Genomic DNA, 23,973 nt, shown 5'->3' on the forward strand with positions numbered 1-23,973 from the left:
TGTAATCGTTAGCGTGTCGTGTCGGTCATTGCTGTCGCCCCGTCAGTTCCGCCCAGCGCCGCTCGAGGCGCTTGACCGACACCGGCGCCAGGGTGCCGAGTTGCTGGGCAAACAACGACACCCGCAACTCCTCGAGCCACCAGCCAAACTCGATGAAACGCGGGTCGCGACGGCCCTCGCGCTGATCGGCCTCGAGACGTGCACGCAGACGCTCCTCGAATTCGTGTACCTGATGCATCGCCGCCTGATCGCGGCTGCGTTCGCGCGGCGCCTTCTCGAGCCGGATCAGCGCCGCCTGCATGTAGCGCGGATACTGCTCGAGCCAGGCCTCGGCGTCGCTGATGAAACCGGGATACACCAGGCGCCCCATCTGGGCTTTCAAATCACTGTAGACCAAGGCCAATGAGAAACCGATGTTGCCCTTGAGCGCTTTGGTCACCTCCAGATGCCCTTCCAGTGCCTTCTGGAGAGTCACGACCAAGGATTCGGCATGCGCGACCAGCTCGCTTCGCGTGGCCTCGATGCGTGCCTCGAGGGCGTCGCGATCGCGCGGCAACGGATCCACGGCGACCACCTGCAGAAAGACGGCCTCGATCAGGTCGTCGACAAGTTGTTGCTTGCTGCCCACCTTGGCGAACAGCAACGCACAACGATCCACCCCCTTGAGTTCGCGGGCGAGATAGCGCACCTGCTCAGGCAGACGCAGCATCGCCGCGCGCTTCACCCCATGACGATGCGCCACGTGCGCCTTGTCCGGATGATCGAACGATTCGATGGCCAGACTATCGCCCTGATCGACCAGTGCCGGATAAGCCTCGACGCGAATGCCCGCCTGCTGGGTGGAACGCGATTCGGGAATCGCCTGCGTCGGCAGTTCGGCCAGCGCCTCGGCCGTCGGCCCGCTCGCCGCCAGCGCCTTGGCACCTTGGCTCGCCGCCTCGTCGAAACGCTGCTTGAGGGCGCTCAAGTCGCGCCCTTCGCCGAGCACCTTGCCATCGTGGTCGACCACCCGCAGGTTCATGACCAGATGCGCCTCGAGAGCCTCGGTGTGCCAGTCATCGGGCCCCAGGCGTACGCCGGTGCGTCGACGCAGGAACTCGCCCAGCGCCTCGGTCAGCGGACGCTCATCGGGCACCAGCGTCGCCAGGGCGGCATCCACCCAATCGGGAATCGGCACCACCTGGCGGCGAATCGCCTTGGGCAGCGTCTTGAGCAGCGCGATGCACTTCTCGCGCAAGAGCCCCGGCACCAACCATTCGAGGCGTCCTTCGGGGAGCTGCGAGAGCATTGCCGCCGGCACCGTCAAGGTCACGCCGTCATCGGGCTCCCGGGGCGCGAAATGATAGCTCAGCGGGTAGCGCACGCCGTTGTGTACCAGCACATCGGGATAGGCTTCCTGAGTAATCTCTTCGGCGTCGCGCGCCATCAGCGTGTCGCGGTCTAGCTTGAGTACATCGGGCGCCTCGCGCTCGGCTTGCTTGCGCCAGCGCTCGAAGCTGCGCGCACCGGCGACGTCCGCCGGCAAGCGCGCATCGTAGAAGGCGAACAGCGTCTCCTCGTCGACCAAGATATCGCGCTTGCGGGCGCGGTCCTCGAGCTCCTCGACGTCGTCGATCAAGGCGCGATTGTGCTGGAAGAAATCGGCCTGGCTGCGATACTCGCCTTCCACCAGAGCGCGGCGGATGAAGATTTCGCGCGCCTCCGCCGGCGCCACCTTGGCATAGTCGACGCGCCGCCCGGTGACGATGGGCAGGCCGAACAACGTGACCTGCTCGAAAGCCACCACCTGGCCGCGCTTCATTTCCCAATGCGGTTCGCTGTGGCTGCGCTTGATCAGATGCTCGGCCATGGGCTCGACCCAGTCCGGTTGGATGCGCGCCACGTCACGCGCATACAGCCGCGAGGTTTCCACCAGCTCGCCGGCCATGACCCACTTGGGCGTCTTCTTGGCCAGCCCCGAGCCGGGATGAATCATGAACTTGCGATTGCGTGCGCCCAGATACTCGCGATTTTCCTGCAGCGTCCCCAGATGCGAGAGCAGCCCCGAGAGCAGCGCCTTGTGCAGGCGTTCGCCGTCGACACGCGGATGCGCCGTCGCGGGGGCGTCTTCCTTGGGCGGCAACACGGCGCTTGAGGACTCAAGGCCCATGTCGCGGGTCAATTGCTTGAGCTGGCGAAAGGTATCGTGCCACTCGCGCAAGCGCAGATAGCTCAGATAGTTGTCGCGACACCAGCGCCGCAACTGGTTGCCGGACAAGGTCTCGCGGGCATGCTCGACGCCATGCCAGAGATTCAGCCAGGCCATGAAGTCGGACTCGGGATCCTGCCACTGGCGATGTTGCTGATCGGCAGCCTGGCGCTTGTCGGCCGGGCGGTCGCGCGGGTCCTGGGCGGCCAGTGCGCTGACCACAATCAAGGTTTCGCGCAGGCTGCCCTGCTCGGCGCCGGCCAGCACCATGCGCGCCAGGCGTGGATCGATGGGTAAACGGGCCAGACGCCGTCCCAACTCGCTCAGGCGATTGTCGGCTCCCACCGCCCCCAGCTCATAGAGCAGGCGATAACCGTCCTTGACGAAGCGCGAGTCCGGCACGTCGACGAACGGAAACGCCTCGATGTCGCCGAGCTTGAGTGACAGCATCGACAGGATCACCGAGGCCAGATTGGTACGCTGAATCTCGGGCTCGGTGTAGGTCGGCCGCGCCAGGAAGTCCTCCTCGCTGTAGAGGCGAATACACACGCCCTCGCTGATACGCCCGCAACGCCCCTTGCGCTGATCGGCACTCGCCTGGCTGACCGGCTCGATGGGCAGGCGTTGCACCTTGGAGCGGTAGCTGTAACGGCTGATGCGCACCAGTCCGGGGTCGATGACATAACGAATGCCCGGCACGGTCAGCGAGGTTTCGGCGACGTTGGTGGCGAGCACGATGCGACGCCCGGTGTGCGACTGGAACACGCGGTTCTGCTCGGCATTGGAGAGTCGCGCATAGAGCGGCAGAATCTCGGTGCCGCGGAGATCGGCACGCCGCAGGGTATCCGCCGTCTCGCGGATTTCCCGTTCGCCGGGCAGAAAGATCAATACGTCGCGCGGCCCGCTGAACCAGCGTCGCTCGCGCTCGATGGACTCGATCTCTTCCACCGCATGCAGGATGCCTTCCTGCAGGGAGCGGTCTTCCTCGTCGTCGGCATCGCGCACCAGCGGCCGATAGAACACGTCCACCGGGTACGTGCGCCCCGAGACCTCGACCACCGGCGCCGGCTTGCCTTCACGCCCGAAGTGTTGGCTGAAACGCTCGACGTCGATGGTCGCCGAGGTAATGATGATCTTGAGATCCGGACGGCGTTCGGTGAGACGCTTGAGATACCCGAGCAGGAAATCGATGTTGAGGCTGCGCTCGTGAGCCTCGTCGATGATGATCGCCTCGTAGCGCTCGAGATCCGGGTCGTTCTGCGTCTCGGCGAGCAGGATGCCGTCGGTCATCAGCTTGACCAGCGTGCGCTCGTCGGTCTGGTCGGTGAAGCGCACCTGGTAGCCGACTTGCGCCCCCAGCGGCACTTCCAGTTCTTCGGCGAGTCGCGTGGCGACGGTACGTGCCGCCAGGCGCCGTGGCTGCGTATGGCCGATCAGGCCGCGCCGCCCCAGCCCCAGCTCGAGACACAGCTTGGGTAGCTGGGTGGTCTTGCCCGAGCCGGTTTCCCCGGCCACCACGACGATCTGGTGTTCATCGAGCGCCGCTAGCAGGTCGTCGCGACGCTCGACCACGGGCAGCTCTTCGGGATAGCGCAGCGTCAACGGCTGGGCACGCCGCGCCGCCAAGGCCTCGCGGGAGCGCGCCAGACGCGTTTCGATCTCGCGCAGCGAACGGTCGATGGGTTTACCGCCGCGCGCGCGTCCTGCCAGCTTGTCGAGACGCCGCCCCTGATCGCGGGCGTCGCGCAGCAGGCAATCGTCGAGTTGCGAGCGCAGGCGCGCCAGTTGATCGCGGGAATCGCTCGTCGGTGTCGTGCTCAAGGGCGCCTCATGAAATCAGCAAAACGGCTCGCCTTCACGCGAAGACGAGCCGTCAATTGTAACGCCAAGGCCGACCTTGCGCCTATGTCGGCCCATCACCCGGCGCCGATTCTTTGCTGTCCTGGCTATCGCGAAGCTCGCGGCGCAGTACCTTGCCGACGTTGGTCTTGGGCAGCTCATCGCGGAACTCGATGAGCTTGGGCACCTTGTAGGCGGAGAGTTCCTGCTTGCACCAGGTGCGTAACGTCTCGGCATCCAACGCCTCGTCGCGGCTCACCACGAAGAGCTTGATCGCCTCGCCAGTGGCATCGTCGGGCACGCCGATGGCAGCGACCTCGATCACATCCGCGTGCGTGGCCACCACGTCCTCGACCTCGTTGGGATAGACATTGAAACCGGAGACGATGATCATGTCCTTCTTGCGGTCGACGATGCGCACGTAGTCGTCGCCCTGAATCACGGCGATATCCCCGGTGCGGATCCAGCCCTCGGCGTCCAGCGTCTTGGCAGTATCTTCAGGGCGATTCCAATAGCCCTTCATCACCTGCGGCCCCTGAACGCACAGCTCGCCGGGTTCTCCCCGCGCCACCTCTTCGCCTTCCGGACCGATCACCTTGATCGAGGTGCCGGGCACCGGCTTGCCGATGGTGCCCAGTTGAATACCGTCCGGCGGATTGACGCACACGATCGGCGAGGTCTCGGTCATACCGTAGCCTTCCAGAATCGCGCAGCCCGTGACCTCTTCCCAACGTTTCGCGGCGGCCTTGGTCAGCGCCATGCCCCCGGAAATCGTCAGCTTGAGACGCGAAAAATCCAGGGCGCGGAAGTCCTCGCGATTGCATAGCGCATTGAACAGCGTATTGAGGCCTACGAAACCGGTGTATTCGGTCTTGCGCAGCGTCTTGATGAAGCCGTCGATATCGCGCGGATTGGGAATCAGCACGGTGTGATTGCCGGTGACCATGGTGAACAGGCAATTCACCGTGAAGGTATAGATATGATAGACGGGCAGCGGCGCGATGATCGTCTCGCGCCCTTCCTCGATCAGCCCGGCAATCATCTGGCGCGTTTGCAGCATGTTGGCGATCAGGTTGCGATGCGTGAGCATGGTGCCCTTGGCCACCCCCGTGGTGCCGCCGGTGTACTGCAACACGGCTACATCGTCGCTCTGGCATATGGCCGCTTCGCTCGACTGCCCTCGGCCGCGTGTCAGCGCATCGCGAAAGCGCGTCGCCTCGGGCAACGTGTAGCGCGGCACCATCTTCTTGACGTGCTTGACCACGGCATTGATCAGCGGGCGCTTGGGAAAGTCATGCATGTCGCCGAGCTCGGTCACCAGCACGTGACGAATCGCCGTGCGCGGCAGTATCCGCTCGAGCTTGTCGGCCATGTTGGCGAGGATCAGGATCGCCTTGACGTCGGCATCCTGAAATTGATGTGCCATCTCGCGCTCGGTATACAGCGGGTTGGTGTTGACCACCACCAGCCCGGCACGCATGGCACCGAAGATCGCCACGGGAAACTGCAGCACATTGGGCAACTGGATGGCGATGCGGTCTCCCGGCACGAGGTCGGTTTCCTCGCTGAGCCAAGCGGCGAAATCCCTCGAGAGGCGTTCGAGCTCCGCATAGCTCAGCGTTTGCTCCATGCAGGTGAACGCCGGCTTGTCGGCGAAGCGCCCGCAGGTGTGGGCGAACACCTCATTGACCGAGGCGAACTCTTCCATTCCTTCGAGAGGCGGACCGGAAACGACCGGCGAGGTGGCGTGGCTCATCGTATATCTCCGCTGACCGGGTCGACTGCATGGCGCCGACATTTATTATTGCATCTCGAGCCTGGGTCATGCCGAAAAACACAGGCTTTCCGCAAGATAGCGCGACACCGACTACGACACCAGCCAGCTCGGCGTGCGTGATGAAACATTGTTCGATATCTGTCGGACAACATCATTGACGGTGCCGTTTCCGTTATAACAGGTCAGTAGAAATTAAAACAGACGATTGAAACTAACGTTCAATACCGACCCTCGACACATATTCACAGGCACCGGAAGACAAAAAGCCCCGGCAATCATGCCGAGGCTCTGAATCTTGCCGATGGTTATACCTGCGGTTCGTGCCGCCGCCGATGACGACGCCGTATTGAACGCTGACGTAACGTCCACAAGACCACTAACGCCAATAACAGCGCGGCGAACACTACCCAGGTCGTGGGGCGCTTGGCGTAGGGTTCGACTTGCGGTCGCAACGCCTGCCACTCGTCGCCGGCCTTGTCCCATAGCGCGCCGGCCATGGTGGTCAGGTTACGTTCCTCGCTCGCATCACTTTTTTCCTCTTGGCTGGCAGCTTCGACGTCCGGCAATGCCTCGGCGCGCGGCCCCTCGTCATCGATCTCGGCGCCAGAAACGCCGATACGCGCCTCGGGGTTGAGGCGTAGCACAGGCAAGGCAATGGACCAGGAGCGGTCGTCGAGCGTCACCGTCACATCGATATCCAACGGCACCGCTTGATCGGGGTCGATCTCCGGCAGCGCGATCTGCCATGTCCGCTCGTCATCGGGTACCACGTCGAGCGTTTCGCCCAGCAGGCTCGCCGAAATCTGCGTATTGTCGACGTTCAGGCGCGGATGCTGCGCCTCCAGCGTGACCTGCGTGGCATCGTCGTTCAGCGTCGCGGTCACGGGGGTGACGACATTGACGCCCTGCACGCGCTCGCGCGTCCAGGCGTCGCTATCGGCATTGAGTACCAGGCGGGCATTGCCTGCCTCCTCGGGCGCTGGCAGCGTCCCCGTGAAATGCCCATCGTTACCGGCTTTCAAGGACGTGGAGGCCAGCGTTTCGTCATCGAGTCCGCGCAATTCGCCACGCAGGCGAATGTCTTCAGGCAACGTATCGCCTTCAAGGGTTTCGCCCTCGCGGGATAGCCAAGCGTCGAGCGGTACATCGAAGCCCAGATACAGGGTCGGCGGTAAGCTGTCACTGCGCAATTGCAGCGGCGACTCGATGCTCACGCGGCTATCGCGGCCCACCTGCCCTTCGATATGCCACTCACCCGCCTGCGGCTCGGGGACGCGAATCAGGTCATAACGGGGATTGTCCTGCCAGAGGATGTCATCGGGATGGTCGTCACGCGTATAACGCTCGCCGTCGGGACCCACCAGGGTGATCTCGGGCGCATCCTCGTCGTGAAAAATCAGCGCATTGAAGTTCTCGACTTCGTCATCGACATCGAAACGTCCTTCCTCGAGCGGCAGTTGATCGCGAGGCACGATGCGCTCGAGTACATCGAGAAACGCCCGCAGCAATGCTTCGGGCGTTTCGGCCACCGCCGCCAAACCACCCGTGGCTTGGGATATCCGCTCGAGCAGCTCGCGATCCACGTTATGCGATAGCGCAATGGTATGCACCACCACATCATCGCGCGAGGCAAGTTCAGGCGCCAGCGAGCTCAGCAATGTCTCGCGCGACGCCGCATCACGGGTGCGTTTTTCCTCGCCACTTCCCGGCAAATCGACCATGCCATCGGTCAACAACACCACATGGCGCTTGCCTCCTGAAGCGTCGGTGGCATCACGCAGCACCCCTTCTATATCGGTGAACTGCTGATAATCGACGAGTTGCGGCGCCAGCGACCGGGCACGCCGTCGCCATTGGGCGTCGACCTTGCCATCGGGCAAGGGATTGCGCACCTGCGAGCCGAACGTCCACACCGAACCACGCGCCTGCGAGGGCAGCAACGTCGCCGCCAGTTGCAGGGCCGAAGCGCGCAAGTTATCGGGATCATTGGCTTTCATGCTGCCCGAGACGTCGAAAATCATGCGAATATCCGGCGTCGGGGATGCGGCGGAGTCCTGTGCCCAGCCGAGGGGCGAGAGCCCCCCGCCAACACATAACAACAGCAACGCGAACAGCGCTCGCATGACCCTTCCTTCTTTTATAATTGCTTGCGTAATCTTGCGTAATACGGATATCAGAGTATCAGTTGAGCACCGGCTCACGACGCCCGGCGGCGTCGTTCTGCGTATTTCCGCTGCGCGACTTACGCTGCTTGCCACGGCCACCGCGTGATGCGTCGTTATCACCACCGCTATTGCGACCCCGGCGCCATATCCATAACAGCGCGCCCAGCACGCCGCCTATCGCCATGCCGACCAACAACAGCGGCGTGGCCACGGCAAGTTGCCCGCCATCGCCCTGCAGCCCCCCCACAGCGACGACGACGATGGCCGGCGCGAGACCGGAATAATGCTCTCCGTCCTCCAGCAAGGGCGAGGTAAACGGCGCTACTGCCCATAACATCCCCGCAACCGCACCGGTGACGACCCAACGCGGCAATCTGGGCAAAAAGCGCACCCCAAGGTAGCCGGTGACCAGCACCAGCAGCGATAATACAAAGTAACTCAGCCACAACTGTGGCAAGGAATCGGAAATCAGCATCGCGTCCTCTCGCGTTCGATCTTTCTTCGACATGGTACACCGCTGCACATGAAAGCACAGCCGCACATCCCTGCGCTTCACGACGCAACCCAACTCTCGCCGGTCGCGCGCTTCAAACGCAAGGACGATCCTCACTGGCATTGGCTGGAGAATCGTGACGATCCTGAGGTAGAGGGCCTTCTCGAGCAGGCCAACGTAGAGTCCACCGCCTGCTTCGCGCCCCTCGAGCCACTCGTCGAGACGCTCTACGCCGGCCACTTGGCGCGTCGCGAGCTGGCTGTCGATGGCCTGCGCACGCCACTCGATCACTATACCTACTGGAGCGAGACCGCCCACGACGCCGACTATCCGGTATGGTGGCGCCACCCCAACCACGACGCGTCACGGCGTGAATGCGTGCTCGATGTCCAGGCCCGCGCCCAAGAACACGACTTCATGGAAGTCGCCGACATGGCCATCGCCCCGGATGAAAGCTGGCTGGCGTGGACCGAAGACATCAACGGCGACGAGAATTTCGATCTCTTCCTGCGTGTCCTGCCTGACGGCGAACCTCGGCGCTTGCTGACCGACATCGGGCCCGAACTATGCTGCGCCGAGGACAACCGCACTCTGCTGTTCACGCGTTACGACGACACGCAGCGCCCGGACAGCATCTGGCGGCTGGATATCGTAAGCGGAGAAAGCGCGTGTCTGTTCCGTGAAACGGACGCCGAGTTCTGGGTGGGGTTGGGCAAGACCCGTTCACGCGCCTGGCTGGTACTGGAAACCGCCTCCAAGGACACCTCGGAGTGCCACCTGATTCCCGCGGCAACGCCCGATACGCCGCCGCGCTGCGTACGCGAACGCGTCAAGGGCGTCGAATACGGCCTCGAGCATCGCCCCGGTCATTTCTATATTCTGCATAATCAGGGCGCGCCGCATTTCCGGCTCGACATTGCAGCCGAATCCACACCGGGCGACTGGGCACCGCTGCTCGATCATCAGGAGCACCTGACGCTGGAAGGCGTCGATGCCTTCGCCTGGGGGCTCGTCATCACCGAACGCGATCACCGCGAGGCTCAGGTGCATCTCAGCGTGGTCGCGCTCGACACGGATACGCCGGTCAAGCGGCGCCTGCCGCTGCCCGAAGCGCCCTGCAGCCTGATACTGGGCGATACACCCGATTTCGACACCCGTCTCCTGCGCCTGCACGAGGAATCGTTCACGCTGCCGCCGCGCTGGATCGAGCACGATCTCGAGACCGACGCGCGCCGTCTGCTCAAGGCCCAGCCCGTGCATGGCGATCTTGCCCCTGAGCAACTGGTATGCCGCCGCCTGTGGGCCGAGGCTCACGACGGCGAACGCATCCCGGTCTCCGTCGTGGCGCGTGGCGATCTGATCGCGCAAGGGTCACTGCCGACGTTGCTCTATGGCTATGGCGCCTACGGGGAGGTGCTCGATCCGTGGTTCTCCGTGGCACGGCTCGAGTTGCTGTCGCGGGGCGTGGCGTTCGCCGTCGCCCATGTACGCGGCGGCGGCGACCGGGGCGAACCCTGGTACCTGGCCGGCAAACTGGCGCACAAGGAAAACAGCTTCCGCGACTTTCTCGCCGCGCGCCATGCCCTGGTGACACATGGCGTGGCGGATACCCAGCGCATCGCCGCCTATGGCGCCAGCGCCGGCGGCCTGCTGGTGGGCGCCAGCCTCAATCTCGAGCCTGATGCATTCTGTGCCGCCGTGCTCGACGTGCCGTTCGTCGATGTGCTGCGCACCATGGAAAACCCCGACCTGCCGTTGACGACCGCGGAATATAGCGAATGGGGCAACCCCAACGAGCCGGAAGCGAAACGCCGCATTCGCGACTATTCGCCCCTCGACAACCTCGTCGCGCAGCCCTATCCCACGCTGTTCCTGCAAGGCAGTTGGCACGACTCGCGCGTGCCCTATTGGGAGCCGGCCAAGCTTTACGCGCGCCTGACCGAGATCGTCTCACAACTGCCCGCCGAGCAGCGCCGCCCCATCCTCCTGCGCACCGACATGGCCGCCGGGCATGGCGGCGCCTCGGGACGCTTCAAGGCCTGGCACGACAACGCTCGCCAGGATGCCTTCCTGCTTTGGGCGCTGGGCCTCACCGACACCGAGATACCGGCTGACCGGCCACGCTGACGGCCCATAACGACGAAGGCCCCGGTTGGGGCCTTCTTCATATACCCCACCATGCCACCGACAACGTCATTGGCACGGGATGATGTCGATGATGTGATCTTCGAGCGCCTCGTCGGCCACCTCGCACTCGCTCACCGCGAAATGGCGGACACTCTTCTGCTTGCGATGCATGCGCTGTGCATCGCCCGCGATCAGTGGATGCCAGGCCGCGAGCTTGCGTCCCTCGGCCAATCGACGATAGGCACACGACGCCGGCAGCCAGTGAAACGCCGCCAGGTTGTCGCGAGTCAACTTGGTGCATCCCGGCACATGCTCGAAGCGGTTTTCGTAATCGCTGCAACGGCAAGTATCGATATCCAGCAACTGACAGGCCACGTTGAGCGTGGCGACATCGCCGCTCTCGTCGTCTTCAAGCTTGAGCAGACAACACTTCCCGCAGCCGTCGCAGAGCGCTTCCCACTCTTCATCGTCGAGCTCTTGGAGGGAAAAACGCTCCCAAAAACGTTCACGCATGGGTCAGTACCGTGCCTCGGTGGGCGCCTTGTATGAATCCAGCATGTAGGCCTCGCGCGCCGGCGGCATCTGCAGATAAAAGCCTTGTGACGCGATGGCGGCCAGCACGTCCCCGGCCTTGGCCCGCGCCAGCGGCTTGTCTTCGCTGAGCATCATCACGGTCACCGATACCGGTTTACCGAACCGCTCGAGCAGCGCTTCGGGCACATCCGTCAGTCCTCGCGCGCGATCCACGTATAAATACATCTCGTCGCGGCGCGGGCTCTTGAAGATTTCACAGAGTCGTTTGGGCATCGTCTTTCGCCTCTCAGTGATCGGCCAGTGCCTGGGTAAACGCCTCGGCCAGCAAGGTGCCACGCCAGCCCTGGGGCAGTGACAGCGGCACGCCGTCCAGGTCCGCCATCACCAAGGCTTCGAGGTCGCGGCGGTTGGCCAGCACCTCGGGAGCGATGTCCAAGCGTTCGGCCTCGCGGTTGACCACACTTTTGAGTGCCTTGAGCCGCGTCTTGAACGCCGCTGAATGCGGAGGTGGTAGCGGCGCCGGCAGTGCCTCTTCATCGAGGTGCGCGGCTGATTGCACCATCGCCAGCAAGGTATCGCCGTCATGTTTGATCAGTTTGGGCCGGACGCCTTCGATGGTCGAGAGCTGATGGCGGTTGTGCGGCATCTCCACCGCGATCGCGAACAGCACCTTGTCGCTCGCCAGCCACCCACGCGGCAGATCGCGACGACGCACCTCGCCTTCGCGCCACCGCGTGAGCGCCTGATAAAGCGCCAGTTGACGCGGTTCGAGCCGCCACAACTGGCGATGACGCCGATACCACTGCTCATCGGCATCGCGGTTGCGACGATTGGCCTCGCACAGCCGCGCGCATTCCTCTTCCAGCCAGGCAAGACGCCCCTGCTGTACCAGCGCGTCGCGCTGCGCCTGCCAGACACGCGGCAGATAGACCACGTCCAGCGCGGCATAGCGTAGCTGTGCATCGGACAACGGACGCTGCAGCCAATCCGAGCGCGTTTCCTCCTTGGGCAACGCGTCGCCGGTCCATTGCTCGACCAAGCGTTGATAGCCCAGCGATGCCTGGGTACTCAGCAGGCTTTGCGCCACCTGCGTATCGGCGATTGGCGCGACGGCAATATTCGCCCAGCTCTCCAGCACTTCAAGATCTTCGCCGCTGGCATGCAGCAACTTGAGGGGGCCGTCGGCCCCCAGGAGCGCCTGCAGAGCACTATCGGCCGCCACGACTTGCGGGTCGATCAGGAAGGCCTCATGGCCGCCGGCGTAGAGCTGCACCAGCGCCGCGATGGGAAAGAACGTCGACTCGCGATGAAACTCGGTGTCCACCGCTAGCCAATCGGCGTCGGCCAGCGTCTCGCACGCCTCGGCCAGTGCGGTGGGCGTTTCCACCCAACGAATCTCGAAACTCGGGGGCATCCCGTATCCTTGTTGACGATAATGAGGGTCAGCTCGACTCTTGCGCGAACGGCAAACGACCATTGAAGGCGCGACTCAGCGTGCCGCCGTCGACGTATTCCAGCTCGCCACCCATGGGCACGCCGTAGGCCAGGCGCGACAGACGCACGCCGGTGCCACGCAGTTGCTCGGCGATATAGTGCGCAGTGGCCTCGCCTTCCACGGTAGGATTGGTGGCCAGAATCAATTCCTCGATGGCGCCGTTTGCGAGCCGCTCATCGAGCTGATCGAGCCCGATATCTTCGGGGCCGATGCCATCCAGCGGCGACAAATGGCCGTGGAGCACGAAATAGTGGCCGCGATAGCCGCCGGCCTGCTCGATCGCCAGCATATCGGCCGGCGATTCGACCACACACAACAGACCCTCATCGCGCCGCGCATCCTGGCAAATGGTGCATAACGGCGTCTCGGTCAGCGTACGGCAACGCTGACAATAGCCCACCTGCTCCAGGGCCTCGCCCAATGAGGCGACCAGACGGCGACCACCATCGCGGTCACGCTCCAGCAGATGCAGGGCCATGCGCTGCGCGGTCTTGGGGCCTACGCCCGGCAACACCCGCAGCGTCTCCAGCAGTTGATCGACGAGGGGAGAAAACGCCATCGCTTAGAACGGCATCTTGAAGTCTGCCGGCAGGTTCATCCCGGCGGTAACTTCTTCCATACGCTCCTTGGATGTCGTCTCGACCTTGCGCACCGCGTCGTTGACGGCGGCGGCCAGCAAGTCCTCGAGCAACTCCTTGTCTTCTTCCATCACCGAGGGATCGATATTGACGTTACTCACGTCGTGACGACCGTTCATGGTGACCTTGATCATGCCGGCCCCGGCCTCGCCCGTGACTTCGGTCTCGGCGATCTCCTCCTGGACCTTCTGCATCTTTTCCTGCATTTCCTGGGCCTGTTTCATCATGTTGCCCATTCCGCCCTTCATCATGGTCGTATCCTCAAGGAGTTCTAAAAAGTCAGAGCCGCCGACGACTTACGCGTCGGAAGCGGCGCCATCGGTCGGCGTCACGCTGCGTTCCAGCAAGTGGGCGCCGAAATCGTGTTCCAGCATCTGAATATGCGGGTCGCGGCGCAACGCTTCAACCGCTTGGGCATGACGCTCCCGCGCCTGCCGCTCGCTTTGCGAACGCGGGGTATCCAGGTTCTCGGGCAAGGCCGCGACCGTGACATTCAGGCGACGCTCAACGCCCTGATCGGCCAGGGCCTTGGCGAGACGTTCGACGTGCACATCGGCCAGCATCGCCTCCTGCGAAGGATCCAGCCGCAGCGTTAACGTTTCGCCGTCGTCATGTTCGATGATGCAATGCGCCGCCAGGTTACGCGTCAGCCCGCCCAGCGTCAGCGATTCGAAAACCGCCAGCCAGCGCGCGTGGTCGAAAGCGCCCGTGTCGTGCGTGGCAGCGACGGGGGCCGGCGTCGTGGGCTCGGGATCAGGCTCATCCACCTCAGCGGCAGCATCCATCGCCGGGGATTCTGGCACGGCGGCGGGGGGCTCGGAGGCGGCTGGTGCCGGGGCGTCATCGAGCGCCCAGGGCGGCGCATCGTCCACGTCAGCAACGCCAGCGGCGTCCGCCTGACGTTGCGCTTCGTCTTCGAGCGCGGCATCGACAGCGTCATCAGGTGCGTCGGCCATGGGAGGCGGCGCCTCCTCTACCACCGGAGGTGCCTCGACTTCAGACACCTCGGTCTCAGGCAACTCGGCTTCGGGCGGCTGGGTTTGGAGCGGCTCGCGCGGCACGTCTTCACTGCCAACCTCTGCTGCGGGCGCTTCGTTTGCAGGACGCGATGGCTCGCTAGGTGCAGGCGCGACGGCAGACGCTGGCGGGGTTGGCGCCGGCGCGATAGAAGACGGCGGCTCGCTAGGCGCAGACTCAGCAGCCGGAGCGCTCGATGTCGCGGCGCCTGGCGCCTCATTCTCGGCCGAGCCGCGAATCGGCAATGGTGTCTGCGGCGGCTTGGGTACGCCTTGCGGCCGAAACGCGAGCATGCGCAGCAGCGTCATCTCCAGCGCAGTACGCGGATCCGGGGCGCTTTCCATATCGCCGCGGCCTTGCAGCGCAATCTGATAATAGAGCTGTACGTCCTCGGCGGTAAAACGCGCGGCCAGCGGAAGTAGCGTGTCGCGGTCACCGTGACCGTTATCCAGCGCATCCGGCACCATCTGGGCGATGGTCAGGCGGTGGAAGACACCGGCCAGGTCGTCGAGGATGGCGCCGAAGTCGGGCCCCTGTTCGGCCAGGCTGGCGACTTCCTGCAACACCCGCGCGGCATCGACCTCGGCCAGCGCCTCGGCCAATGCCAGCAGGTGACGATGATCGAGCGTGCCCAGCATCGCGGCGACATCCGCGTGGCGCACCTCGCCCTGCCCGAAGGCAATGGCCTGGTCGGTCAGACTCAAGGCATCGCGCATCGAGCCCTCGGCCGCCTTGCCGAGCAACCATAGCGCCTGTTCGTCAAAAGCCACCGATTCGGCCTCAAGAATATGCGTCAAATGCCTGACCACATACTCCGGCGACATGTTCTTGAGCGTGAACTGCAGGCAGCGCGAGAGCACCGTGACCGGGAGCTTCTGCGGATCGGTGGTTGCCAGCAGGAACTTGACGTGGGGGGGCGGCTCCTCGAGCGTCTTGAGCAGCGCATTGAAACTGTGCGTGGACAGCATGTGCACCTCGTCGATGAGGTACACCTTGTAACGCCCCTGGGTCGGCGCGTACTGCACATTGTCGAGCAGCTCGCGGGTATCTTCGACCTTGGTTCGCGAGGCGGCGTCGACTTCGATCAAGTCGACGAAGCGGCCTTCGTCGATCTCGCAGCAAGTCTCGCATTCACCGCACGGTACCGATGTCACGCCCTGCCGGCAGTTCAAGCACTTGGCGAGAATCCGCGCCAGCGTCGTCTTGCCGACCCCGCGCGTGCCGGTAAACAGATAGGCATGATGCAGGCGCCCCTGGTCGAGCGCGTTGACCAGCGCACGCGAGACATGCTCCTGACCAACCAGTTCGTGAAACGTACGGGGGCGCCATTTGCGGGCCAGAACCTGGTAACTCATACCGTCGGGATGTCCTTGCAGATCGGGCCGATTCCCACCTGGCAGTACCGAGCACTCGACACAGCGGGGAAGATCGTTAAAGCATCTATTCTAGCGGGTAGCAGGAACTTCGACGAGGGGCGAGTCGACATCGAGGCCGAACAGGCAATACGGGGGGACGAAATGGAGGCGGCCCCATCAGCCACATCCCGGCACACGCAGCCACCACTACCGTTGCTCCCTTCCGGGCCTGGCGGGGTTCGCGGTTTAGCGTTGCGGGAGGACCGACAGGGCCACCATAGCAACATCGGTTGACGAGAATCATTCACTTGTCGCCACCGAGCCGTTCGAATATGAGAAAACGCTATGCGCTTTCAATGACTTGCCTCGAACGCCGCTGCACTATAACAGCGTGCCCGCTGGTCGGCAAGGCATCAAACAATCCAACGCCCACTATGCATTATAGGCTAGGCGGGAAGGGCCTTGCCCTTCCCTGCCCCGCGTTCAGGGAGAACGCCCATGCTCCCGATAAGGGAGATTGGATCAACCTCAACGACACTCGCCCCCACCGGCACACCGGCGGGGGCGAGACATACGCAGCATACTTGTCAGACGTCGGTCACATTAACCGACTTTCTCCTGAGCAGCTTTCATGCGGCGCCGCAGAATCGGCCCCACGACCACGGGGAGTACCAGCCCAATGATCGCCAGCGCCCACAGCGTGATCGACAATCCGCTGCTCCACAGCACGCTCCAGTCGCCGTTGGAGGTTGTCAGCGCATGGCCGAGGTTCTTTTCCATTTCTGGCCCCAGAAGCAAGCCCAGGATGATGGGTACCAACGGAATTTCCAGTTTGCGCAGGATGTAGCCCGCCGCGCCGAAGGCCACCATGAAATACAGATCGAAGGCGGAGTTGCTGATCGAATAGATGCCCACGAATGCGACCATCGTCACGATGGGCAGCAGGTATTTAGGAGGCACCGAGAGCAGCTTGACGAACATCCCTACCAGGGGAATGTTGAGCAACAACAGCAGGAAGTTACCCACCAACAAGGCGGCGATGACCCCCCAGACGATATCCGCATTCTGGGTGAACATCATCGGCCCGGGGGTAATATTCATCGAAATCAGCAGCGCCAACAGCACCGCCGTCGTGCCGCTTCCCGGCACGCCGAGCGTGAGCATGGGCACCAAGGCACCGGAGGAGGCCCCGTTGTTACCCGCCTCGGGCGCCGCGACACCGCGTGGATCGCCCTCGCCGAAGCGTCCTTTGCTGCCCAGGATCTTCTTCTCGAGGGTATAGCCGATGAAACTTCCCAGCGAGGCACCGGCCCCCGGCAGCACACCGGAGATGAAGCCCAGCACCCCGCCGCGCAACGTAGTGGGGAAGATGGAGCCGATCTCTTTCCAGGACAGCTTGAGCTTGTTGACCTTCATCGGCCCCTTGCCGCCACCGGCACGGCTTTCGATGAAGAACAGCAGCTCGGAAATCGCGAACAAGCCGACGATGGCAATGATGAAATCGACGCCCTCATAGAGTTCCAGCACACCGAAGGTATAGCGCTGGGTGCCGGTGTTGTCGATGCCCACCGTGGCAATCATCAACCCGATGGCAGCGGCAAGAATCGTCTTGACCGGGTTCTTGCCGGTAATCCCACCCAGAGTGGCGAACGCCAATACGAACAACGCGAAATACTCTGCGGGCCCAAACGTCAACGCAAACTTGGCCAGCAACGGCGCCAGCAAGATAAGGCCGATCGTGGCGATCAAGCTCCCCATGAAGGAGGCAATCGCCGAGATCGCCAACGCCTCGGCGGCCTTGCCCTTCTGGGCCATCGGGTAACCGTCGAGACAGGTCATCATCGCCGGCTCATCGCCAGGAATATTGAGCAGTATCGACGAGATACGCCCGCCATACATGGCCCCGGCATAGACGGAGGTCAGCATGATCAGTGCGGTTTCCGGTGGCAGGCCCAGCGTGAAAGCCAGCGGAATCAGAATCGCCACGCCATTGGCTGGTCCCAGCCCCGGCAAAGCCCCGATCAAGGTACCCAGAAAGGCCCCGATCAAGGCGAACATCAGGTTGTGCGGCGCCAGGGCGACGCCAAACCCATCAATCAGATAGCCCAGGGTTTCCATCAGCTTCCCTCCAGTACACTCAACACGCCCAGCGGCAGGGACAAATCAAGGCCGATCGTGAACAGAAAATAGACCACGATGCCCGCGATCAGACCCGTGACGTAAGCGCGAATGGGCGCCGCTCCCATACGCCAGCACAGGGTGCCGACAGCCAGGGTCGTGCTGATGATGAAGCCCAGGGGCTGAAGCAACAGTACATAGGCGATCAACACCACCACGGCGATCAGCAGCTCCAGCCCCGTGCGCATCGGTGGCCATTTTGATCCCGGATCGGGTTTGACGATCAGATACAGACTACTTAGCGCCAGCACCACGGCCAGCAAGGTGGGAAATGTTTCGGGCCCGATGGCCTCGCTCCCCCCGAATGGTTCGGGAAACTGTGCGGCACCCCAGCCGTACGCGACGGCCAGGACGAGCATCAGTAGACCGAAGATGCGGTCATTGCATTTCATTTAACTAACCCGATTTCCTTGGAGAGTTCCTGGATATCCTGGATCTGCTGTTTCACGAATTCATTGAACTCATCATCACTCTTGTGGAACGGCATCAGCCCGTTCTTTTTCATGAGCTCCTTCCATTCGTCGCTGGCGTAGACGGTATTCATCGCGTCGACCCAGTACTCACGGGCGTCATCGGAAATATCCGCCGGCATGTAGAAACCACGCCAGTTGGGGCCCAGCGCATCGATACCCTGCTCACGCGCGGTAGGAATGTCGCTGAACTCGCCGGGCAGGCGCTCTTCCGAGAGCACGGCGAGGATGCGCAGATCGCCGGATTCCATGAAGCCCTTGGCCTCGGTAATGTCGCCGGTAAAGGCGTCCACGTGGCCGCCGACCACCTGCGTCAGTGCCTCACCTCCATTGTTGTACGAGAGGTAGGGAATCTTCGGCAGCTTGCCGACATCCGCCGCTTTCGCCGCGATCAATACCTTGAGATGGTCCCAGCCACCCTTGGCGCTGCCGCCCGCAAACTTAACCGCACGCGGATCGTCCTTGAGGGCGTCCATCAGGTCATTGAGGTTCTCATACTCGGAATCCTTGCTTACCGCGATGACGCCATAATCGGCACCCAACGCGCCGATCCAGTTGACCATGTCGGCGTCCAGGCCCTGGAACTGCCCCTGCGCCAGACGCGTGGTGGTCGCCGTGGAGGCGGCAACCAGCAGTTGCTCGTCCCCGGCACGCTTGCTCACGGTGTGCGCATAGGCAACCCCACCGCCGGCGCCGGCCATGTTGATGGTCTGCACACTGCGCGGCACGAGGTCGAGATCCTCGAGGACATTGCCAATGCTACGGCAAGTGAAGTCCCAACCGCCGCCCGGATCGGAGGGTGCGATGCACTCGACCTTGCCGGACGGTTCGAAGGCCATGGCCGAACTGGCACCCAGTGTCAGCGCGGCGGCCATGATGATTTTGAGCGGCGTCTTGAAAGCCATTGTTGTTATCCCCCTTGAGCGAGAATTGAAATGGGTTGCAGGCAACCTGACACTTACCTTACAGTTCTGTAAGGCAGAACAACGTTCCCTTGAGCGGAAAACTAGGCCTGTCATAAGCGAGCGTCAACGCTCGTGCCGCCGTTCAAGACTAAAGTTGAATACTGCCATTGCGGCACGCAAACACCCTGGGAGACCCGCCATGGCGCAAGACCGGGTAGAGGCTGTCGAACGTGCGCTATCCGTCATGGAAGCCTTCGACACGCAGCATGAAAGCCTGACCTTGGCCGAGTTGGCCGAGGTAACCACACTCTATAAAAGCACGCTGTTACGCTTGCTCGGCTCGTTGGAGCGTTACGATTACGTGCAGCGCGATGCACGCGGACGCTATCGCCTGGGGGCCACGCCGGCGCGCTTGGCCAGACGGCACGCACCTACGCGGCAATTGGCCAGCCTGGTCATGCCGGTTCTCGAACGTTTATGCCGCGACACGGGAGAAACCGCCGCGCTACTGTCATGCGAGGAAGATCAGATGGAATGCTGCTTGAGCGCCTTGCCGGACACCGACCTGCGCCATACGCTACGCCCCGGCTACCGCTGGCAGATGCAGGACGACGATCCCTCTTTGGCCTTGCCCGGCGGGACGATGACCTGCCAGGCCATCCCTGACACCGCCTACTGGCTGAGCCTTTCCGGCCCCAAGGGGCGTTTGCCCGCCCGCGAAGCGCGACGCGCCCTGCAAGAGGCCGCGACAGTACTAAGCCACCGCGCATTGCAGGACTATCCGTCATGACACCCGAGACCACCGCTCCCCTATTGCTGGTCGAGGACGATACCCTGCTGGCCAGTACGCTGTACGACGTCCTGAGCCTGGCCGGCTACCGAGTCGATGCCCTCGAGGACGGCGACGCCGCCTTCACCCGCCTGGCCTCCCCCGAGCATGGCTATGTATTGGTACTGCTCGATCTCAACCTGCCGGGCCGCGGCGGCCTCGAGATACTCGATGCCATGCGGCGCCATGATCGCGACACGCCGGTATTGATCCTGACCGCACGCGGCGCCATCGAGGATCGCGTCAAGGGGCTCGATCTGGGCGCCGACGACTACCTGGCCAAGCCTTTCGCCCTGGACGAACTGGAAGCCCGGGTCCGCGCCCTCTTGCGCCGGCGACAACACGACGACGGCACGCAATTGCATGTCGGGGCACTGAATTTCGATACCTTGACCCAGCGTTTTACCCTCGATGACGCCACGCTCGAGCTGCCACCCCGCGAGCAACGCCTGCTCGCTTATTTGATGCGCCATGCCGGGGAACCGGTGGACAAAGCCCGCCTACTCGAGCATGTCTTCGCCGAGGAAACGCTCGGCGACAACGCCATCGAGGTCTATATCCATCGCCTGCGGCGACGTCTTGACGGCTCGGCACTGACACTGCGCACCGTGAGGGGGCTGGGTTACCTGCTGGAGAGCGAGGCGTGAGCCCACCGGTCAACTCACCCAGCCTCTATCGGCGCCTGCTGATCTGGTTGCTGGTGCCCATGCTGGCCTTGGGGGCCTTGATGCTCGTTCAGGCTTACCTGGCCTCGCGCGATACCGCCGACCGGGCGTTCGACCGCCTGCTCGAGTCGGCCTCGCTCTCCATCGCCGAACAGGTCAAGCGCCAACAAGGCCAACTATGGATGGATTTGCCCCCGGCGGCCCTGAAAATGCTGGCCTCAGACGCCGAGGAGCGTATTTTCTATGCCCTCTACGATGCCCATGACAACTTCATCAGCGGCAACGCCGAGCTGCCACGCATCGACGACGGGCAAGGCAACATGCGCTTCGCCAACATCGAGTGGCACGACATGGCGTTGCGCCTGGGCGTGCGGCGCTCGCAACTCGAGGGATGGCGCGATCGTCAACCCTTCGAGGTCCGCGTGGCGCATACCCGCGAAGGGCGCGAAGCCCTGACACAGGCGCTGTTCCAGGGCAGTATGCTGCGTTTGATCGCCATGGCGCTATTGGCCATTGGCGTGGTGTTGCTCGGGGTACGTATGGCGTTGATGCCCCTGACCCAGTTACGCCGGGCGATCCGCACCCGTGACCCGCGCACCCTGGCACCGCTCGACCTGACCCTGCCTCGCGAACTCGCCGAGCTGCGCGAAACCCTCAATGAACTGTTGGCGCGCATGCGCCGTGTACGCGCCAACCAGGAACGCTTCATCGGCGATGCCTCGCACCAATTGCGCACCCCACTGGCCGGACTTTCGGCACGCGCCGAGCTTGCCCTGCGTCAGGACGACCCGCGTGCCTGGCACGATGCACTCGGCGTCATGCGCGGCAGTGCCGACAAGACTGCGCGCCTGGCGTCACAACTGCTCTCCCTGACGCGCCTCAACAACCCCGAGTCGATGCCGGAAGCCCGCGATATCGATCTTTGCGACATCGCCCGGCAAGCCGTACGTGACGCCCTGACGAGCTGCCATCGCGCGGGGATCGACCTGGGCGTCGAGACACCGCCACATGCGGTCATCCAGAGCGCGGTCGAATGGCAACTCGCCGAGGCTCTGGCCAACTTGATCGACAACGCCTGCCGCTATGGTGCAATGCGCATCACGGTGCGCGTCGGCGAAGCCCCGACGCGTCTCGAGGTCGAGGATGACGGCCCCGGGATCCCCGAGGCGCAACGCCTGCTGGTGCTGCGTCCCTTCCATCGCGGCATCGAAGGCGGCCAAGGCTCGGGGCTTGGCCTAGCAATCGTCGATGGCATCGCCCGGGCCCATGCCGCCCGACTCACCCTGGCGCCGGCTCAGCCGAATGCCGAACCGCCGGGCTTGCGCGTGCGCCTGCATTTCACCGAGGAATCATCACCATGACCGCGCCACGTCGCTCACCCGCGCGCTGGGCCGTCGCCCTCACCGCCATGATGCTCTCCGCCATCACGCTGGCCGATGACGCCAATGTCCTGCGTTACCCCGCCGCCCACGAGGCCGCCGCGCAGCCACTGGAAATTCACGGCGCACTGGACAACGAGTTGATGGCCCCGCTACTGGCCGACTTTCATGCGCGCTACCCCGAGATCGAGCTGATCTACCGCAACCTGACCACGCTCGCGTTGTACCGGCGTTTTCTGGCGGAAGACGAGGCCTCCGCCGACGTGGTGATGTCCTCGGCCATGCCCTGGCAGTATCAGCTTGCCAACCGCGGCCACGCACGGGCGTTGACCACCTCCGCAGCACAGCAGTGGCCCCAGGCATCGCGCTGGCGCCAGGAGCTTTTCGGCTTCACCTTCGAGCCGGTGGTGATCGTCTATCGACGCGACGCCCTCGCAGATCTCCCGCCGCCGGATAGCCACGAGGCCTTGCAGAGCTTGCTCACCGACGAACGCCAGCGCCTGAAAGGCCGCGTGGTGACTTACGACCCCTGGCGCAGCGGTGCCGGCTATACCTATGCCACCGAAGACGCGCACATGTCGCCACGCTACTGGGAACTGGTGGCTGCCTTGGGCGGCGTGGAAGCGGCGCTGGCCGATACCACCGGCGAAATGCTCGACGGCCTGGCCGACGGACGCTACGCCGTCGGCTATAACTTGCTGGGCTCCTACGCACGTGACTTCGTCGCCGATCACCCGCAACTGGAAATGGTCATTCCCAGCGATTATGCCCTGGTGACACAGCGTCTGGTGTTGATCCCCAAGCGCGCGCGCCATCCCGAGACCGCCGAGCGCTTCGTCGATTATCTTCTCAGTCGTCAAGGTCAGCAGACGATACGCGACAAGACACCCCTCGGGACGGTACATCCCGACCTCGAGGGCGAGGGCACCGCCAGAGACTTGCGCAAGACCCTTGGCGATGCCCTTCATCCGATTGCCATCGACCCCAGCCTGCTGGCCACGCTCGACACCCTCAAGCGCCACTCACTGCTCGACCGTTGGCAGCGCGAGTACACACGACTCAGCGATAGCGGGCCATGAACGCATGAACGTCACGCCACCTCGCGCTATACTGCGCGGCGTTTTATCGACTCCTCTTATCGACTTCTCAGCGGTGTGGGCATGCAGCGTCTCGACCAACTTCTCGTCGCCCAGGGCTGGGCACGCTCACGCACGCGTGCCCAACGCCTGATCCGCCATGGGCGGGTCACGCTGATCTCGACGGCCCCTCCGCGTACGCTCACCAAGCCCGGCGAGAAGGTCGCCGACGACAGCCGCTTCCAGCTCGCCGAGGATCCGGAAGAGCGCTACGTCTCGCGCGCCGGGCTCAAGCTGGAGGCCGTTCTCGACACGCTGGGACTGCGCCTCGAAGGGAGGACGGTACTCGACGTGGGACAGTCCACCGGCGGGTTCACGGATTGCGCCTTGCGCTACGGCGCTGCGCGCGTGGTGGGTATCGAGGTCGGGCGCGATCAGCTCGACGCGACGCTGCGCGAGGATGAACGCGTCATCTGTCTGGAAGGCGTCAACGCCCGCGCGCTTCCCCACGAGCGGCTCGCCGCCCTGGCCCCGGAAGGACTGCACGTGGCGGTCATGGATGTCTCCTTCATCTCGCAGACCTTGATCCTGCCCGAGCTCGCCACCGTGCTCTCGCCCGGCGCGCACCTGGTGTCACTGGTCAAGCCGCAATTCGAGGTCGGCCCGCATAAGGTCGACGCCCACGGCATCGTCCGCGATCCGGCGCTTTATGCGGCGGTGGAAGCTCGTATCCACGAAAGTTGCACCGCCGCCGGCTTCGAAATCCGCCACTGGCAGGAAAGCCCGCTACGCGGCGGCGACGGTAACCGCGAGTTCCTGCTGCATGCGGTCAAAAGCGGCTGA

19 protein-coding genes and 1 other RNA gene are annotated in these 23,973 nt (G+C 63.6%); 6 read left to right on the top strand and 14 right to left on the bottom strand.

Annotation, left to right across the window (positions count from 1 at the left end; genetic code table 11):
- Positions 1-25: 25 nt before the first annotated feature.
- The 4 genes from hrpA to L1073_RS02005 form a co-directional block, all read right to left on the bottom strand.
- The gene (hrpA, locus tag L1073_RS01990) at positions 26-4,009 is read right to left on the bottom strand and encodes an ATP-dependent RNA helicase HrpA (protein ID WP_246896568.1); all 3,984 of its coding nucleotides are present in this window, start codon (positions 4,007-4,009) and stop codon (positions 26-28) included.
- An 82-nt stretch (positions 4,010-4,091) separates the two neighbouring features.
- Positions 4,092-5,783 carry an AMP-binding protein gene (locus tag L1073_RS01995; protein WP_246896569.1) on the bottom strand — a complete coding sequence of 564 codons (1,692 nt, stop codon included), beginning with the start codon at positions 5,781-5,783 and terminating at the stop codon, positions 4,092-4,094.
- A 326-nt stretch (positions 5,784-6,109) separates the two neighbouring features.
- Positions 6,110-7,927 (bottom strand): VWA domain-containing protein, encoded by a 1,818-nt coding sequence (locus L1073_RS02000; RefSeq protein ID WP_246896570.1) that lies wholly within the window; start codon positions 7,925-7,927, stop codon positions 6,110-6,112.
- Between the two features lie 58 nt (positions 7,928-7,985).
- On the bottom strand, positions 7,986-8,444 hold the full coding sequence (locus L1073_RS02005) for a hypothetical protein (protein WP_246896572.1): 459 nt from the start codon (positions 8,442-8,444) through the stop codon (positions 7,986-7,988).
- Positions 8,445-8,492: 48 nt separating this feature from the next.
- Between L1073_RS02005 and L1073_RS02010 the strand changes: the two genes are divergently transcribed.
- Entirely contained in the window at positions 8,493-10,589 is a 2,097-nt protein-coding gene (locus L1073_RS02010; protein ID WP_246896574.1) for a S9 family peptidase, read from the top strand.
- A 66-nt stretch (positions 10,590-10,655) separates the two neighbouring features.
- Here the strand turns inward: L1073_RS02010 and L1073_RS02015 are convergent, their stop codons facing one another.
- The 10 genes from L1073_RS02015 to L1073_RS02060 form a co-directional block, all read right to left on the bottom strand.
- Positions 10,656-11,102, bottom strand: a complete 447-nt coding sequence (locus L1073_RS02015) for a YcgN family cysteine cluster protein (protein ID WP_246896575.1) — start codon at positions 11,100-11,102, stop codon at positions 10,656-10,658.
- Between the two features lie 3 nt (positions 11,103-11,105).
- Entirely contained in the window at positions 11,106-11,396 is a 291-nt protein-coding gene (locus L1073_RS02020) for a YcgL domain-containing protein (RefSeq protein ID WP_246896576.1), read from the bottom strand.
- Between the two features lie 13 nt (positions 11,397-11,409).
- Positions 11,410-12,537: a ribonuclease D gene (gene rnd, locus L1073_RS02025; protein WP_246896577.1), complete on the bottom strand. Its 1,128-nt coding sequence runs from the start codon at positions 12,535-12,537 to the stop codon at positions 11,410-11,412.
- A gap of 28 nt (positions 12,538-12,565) precedes the next feature.
- Positions 12,566-13,177, bottom strand: a complete 612-nt coding sequence (recR, locus tag L1073_RS02030; RefSeq protein ID WP_246896578.1) for a recombination mediator RecR — start codon at positions 13,175-13,177, stop codon at positions 12,566-12,568.
- A gap of 3 nt (positions 13,178-13,180) precedes the next feature.
- Positions 13,181-13,507 carry a YbaB/EbfC family nucleoid-associated protein gene (locus L1073_RS02035; protein ID WP_246896579.1) on the bottom strand — a complete coding sequence of 109 codons (327 nt, stop codon included), beginning with the start codon at positions 13,505-13,507 and terminating at the stop codon, positions 13,181-13,183.
- A gap of 45 nt (positions 13,508-13,552) precedes the next feature.
- On the bottom strand, positions 13,553-15,628 hold the full coding sequence (gene dnaX / locus L1073_RS02040) for a DNA polymerase III subunit gamma/tau (RefSeq protein WP_246896580.1): 2,076 nt from the start codon (positions 15,626-15,628) through the stop codon (positions 13,553-13,555).
- A 172-nt stretch (positions 15,629-15,800) separates the two neighbouring features.
- Positions 15,801-15,897: signal recognition particle sRNA small type (gene ffs / locus L1073_RS02045), an RNA gene on the bottom strand.
- A 334-nt stretch (positions 15,898-16,231) separates the two neighbouring features.
- The gene (locus tag L1073_RS02050; protein WP_246896582.1) at positions 16,232-17,746 is read right to left on the bottom strand and encodes a tripartite tricarboxylate transporter permease; all 1,515 of its coding nucleotides are present in this window, start codon (positions 17,744-17,746) and stop codon (positions 16,232-16,234) included.
- Complete coding sequence (locus tag L1073_RS02055; protein ID WP_246896584.1) at positions 17,746-18,198, bottom strand: tripartite tricarboxylate transporter TctB family protein; 453 nt, start codon at positions 18,196-18,198, stop codon at positions 17,746-17,748. Before L1073_RS02055 ends, L1073_RS02050 begins: the two co-directional genes overlap by 1 nt.
- Positions 18,195-19,181 carry a Bug family tripartite tricarboxylate transporter substrate binding protein gene (locus tag L1073_RS02060; RefSeq protein ID WP_246896586.1) on the bottom strand — a complete coding sequence of 329 codons (987 nt, stop codon included), beginning with the start codon at positions 19,179-19,181 and terminating at the stop codon, positions 18,195-18,197. Before L1073_RS02060 ends, L1073_RS02055 begins: the two co-directional genes overlap by 4 nt.
- A gap of 199 nt (positions 19,182-19,380) precedes the next feature.
- On the opposite strand from L1073_RS02060, the gene L1073_RS02065 reads away from it, so the two are divergent.
- From L1073_RS02065 to L1073_RS02085, 5 genes are all read left to right on the top strand, one after another.
- Positions 19,381-19,971 (top strand): IclR family transcriptional regulator, encoded by a 591-nt coding sequence (locus L1073_RS02065; protein WP_246896588.1) that lies wholly within the window; start codon positions 19,381-19,383, stop codon positions 19,969-19,971.
- Positions 19,968-20,657 carry a response regulator transcription factor gene (locus tag L1073_RS02070; protein WP_246896590.1) on the top strand — a complete coding sequence of 230 codons (690 nt, stop codon included), beginning with the start codon at positions 19,968-19,970 and terminating at the stop codon, positions 20,655-20,657. Before L1073_RS02065 ends, L1073_RS02070 begins: the two co-directional genes overlap by 4 nt.
- Entirely contained in the window at positions 20,654-22,036 is a 1,383-nt protein-coding gene (locus L1073_RS02075; RefSeq protein ID WP_246896591.1) for a sensor histidine kinase, read from the top strand. Before L1073_RS02070 ends, L1073_RS02075 begins: the two co-directional genes overlap by 4 nt.
- Entirely contained in the window at positions 22,033-23,133 is a 1,101-nt protein-coding gene (locus L1073_RS02080; RefSeq protein WP_246896592.1) for an ABC transporter substrate-binding protein, read from the top strand. The genes L1073_RS02075 and L1073_RS02080 overlap by 4 nt, the downstream gene beginning before the upstream one ends.
- Positions 23,134-23,214: 81 nt before the next feature.
- Positions 23,215-23,973, top strand: a complete 759-nt coding sequence (locus L1073_RS02085; RefSeq protein ID WP_246896593.1) for a TlyA family RNA methyltransferase — start codon at positions 23,215-23,217, stop codon at positions 23,971-23,973.

This window comes from Chromohalobacter nigrandesensis (genome assembly GCF_023061285.1).
Lineage (GTDB): Bacteria > Pseudomonadota > Gammaproteobacteria > Pseudomonadales > Halomonadaceae > Chromohalobacter > Chromohalobacter nigrandesensis.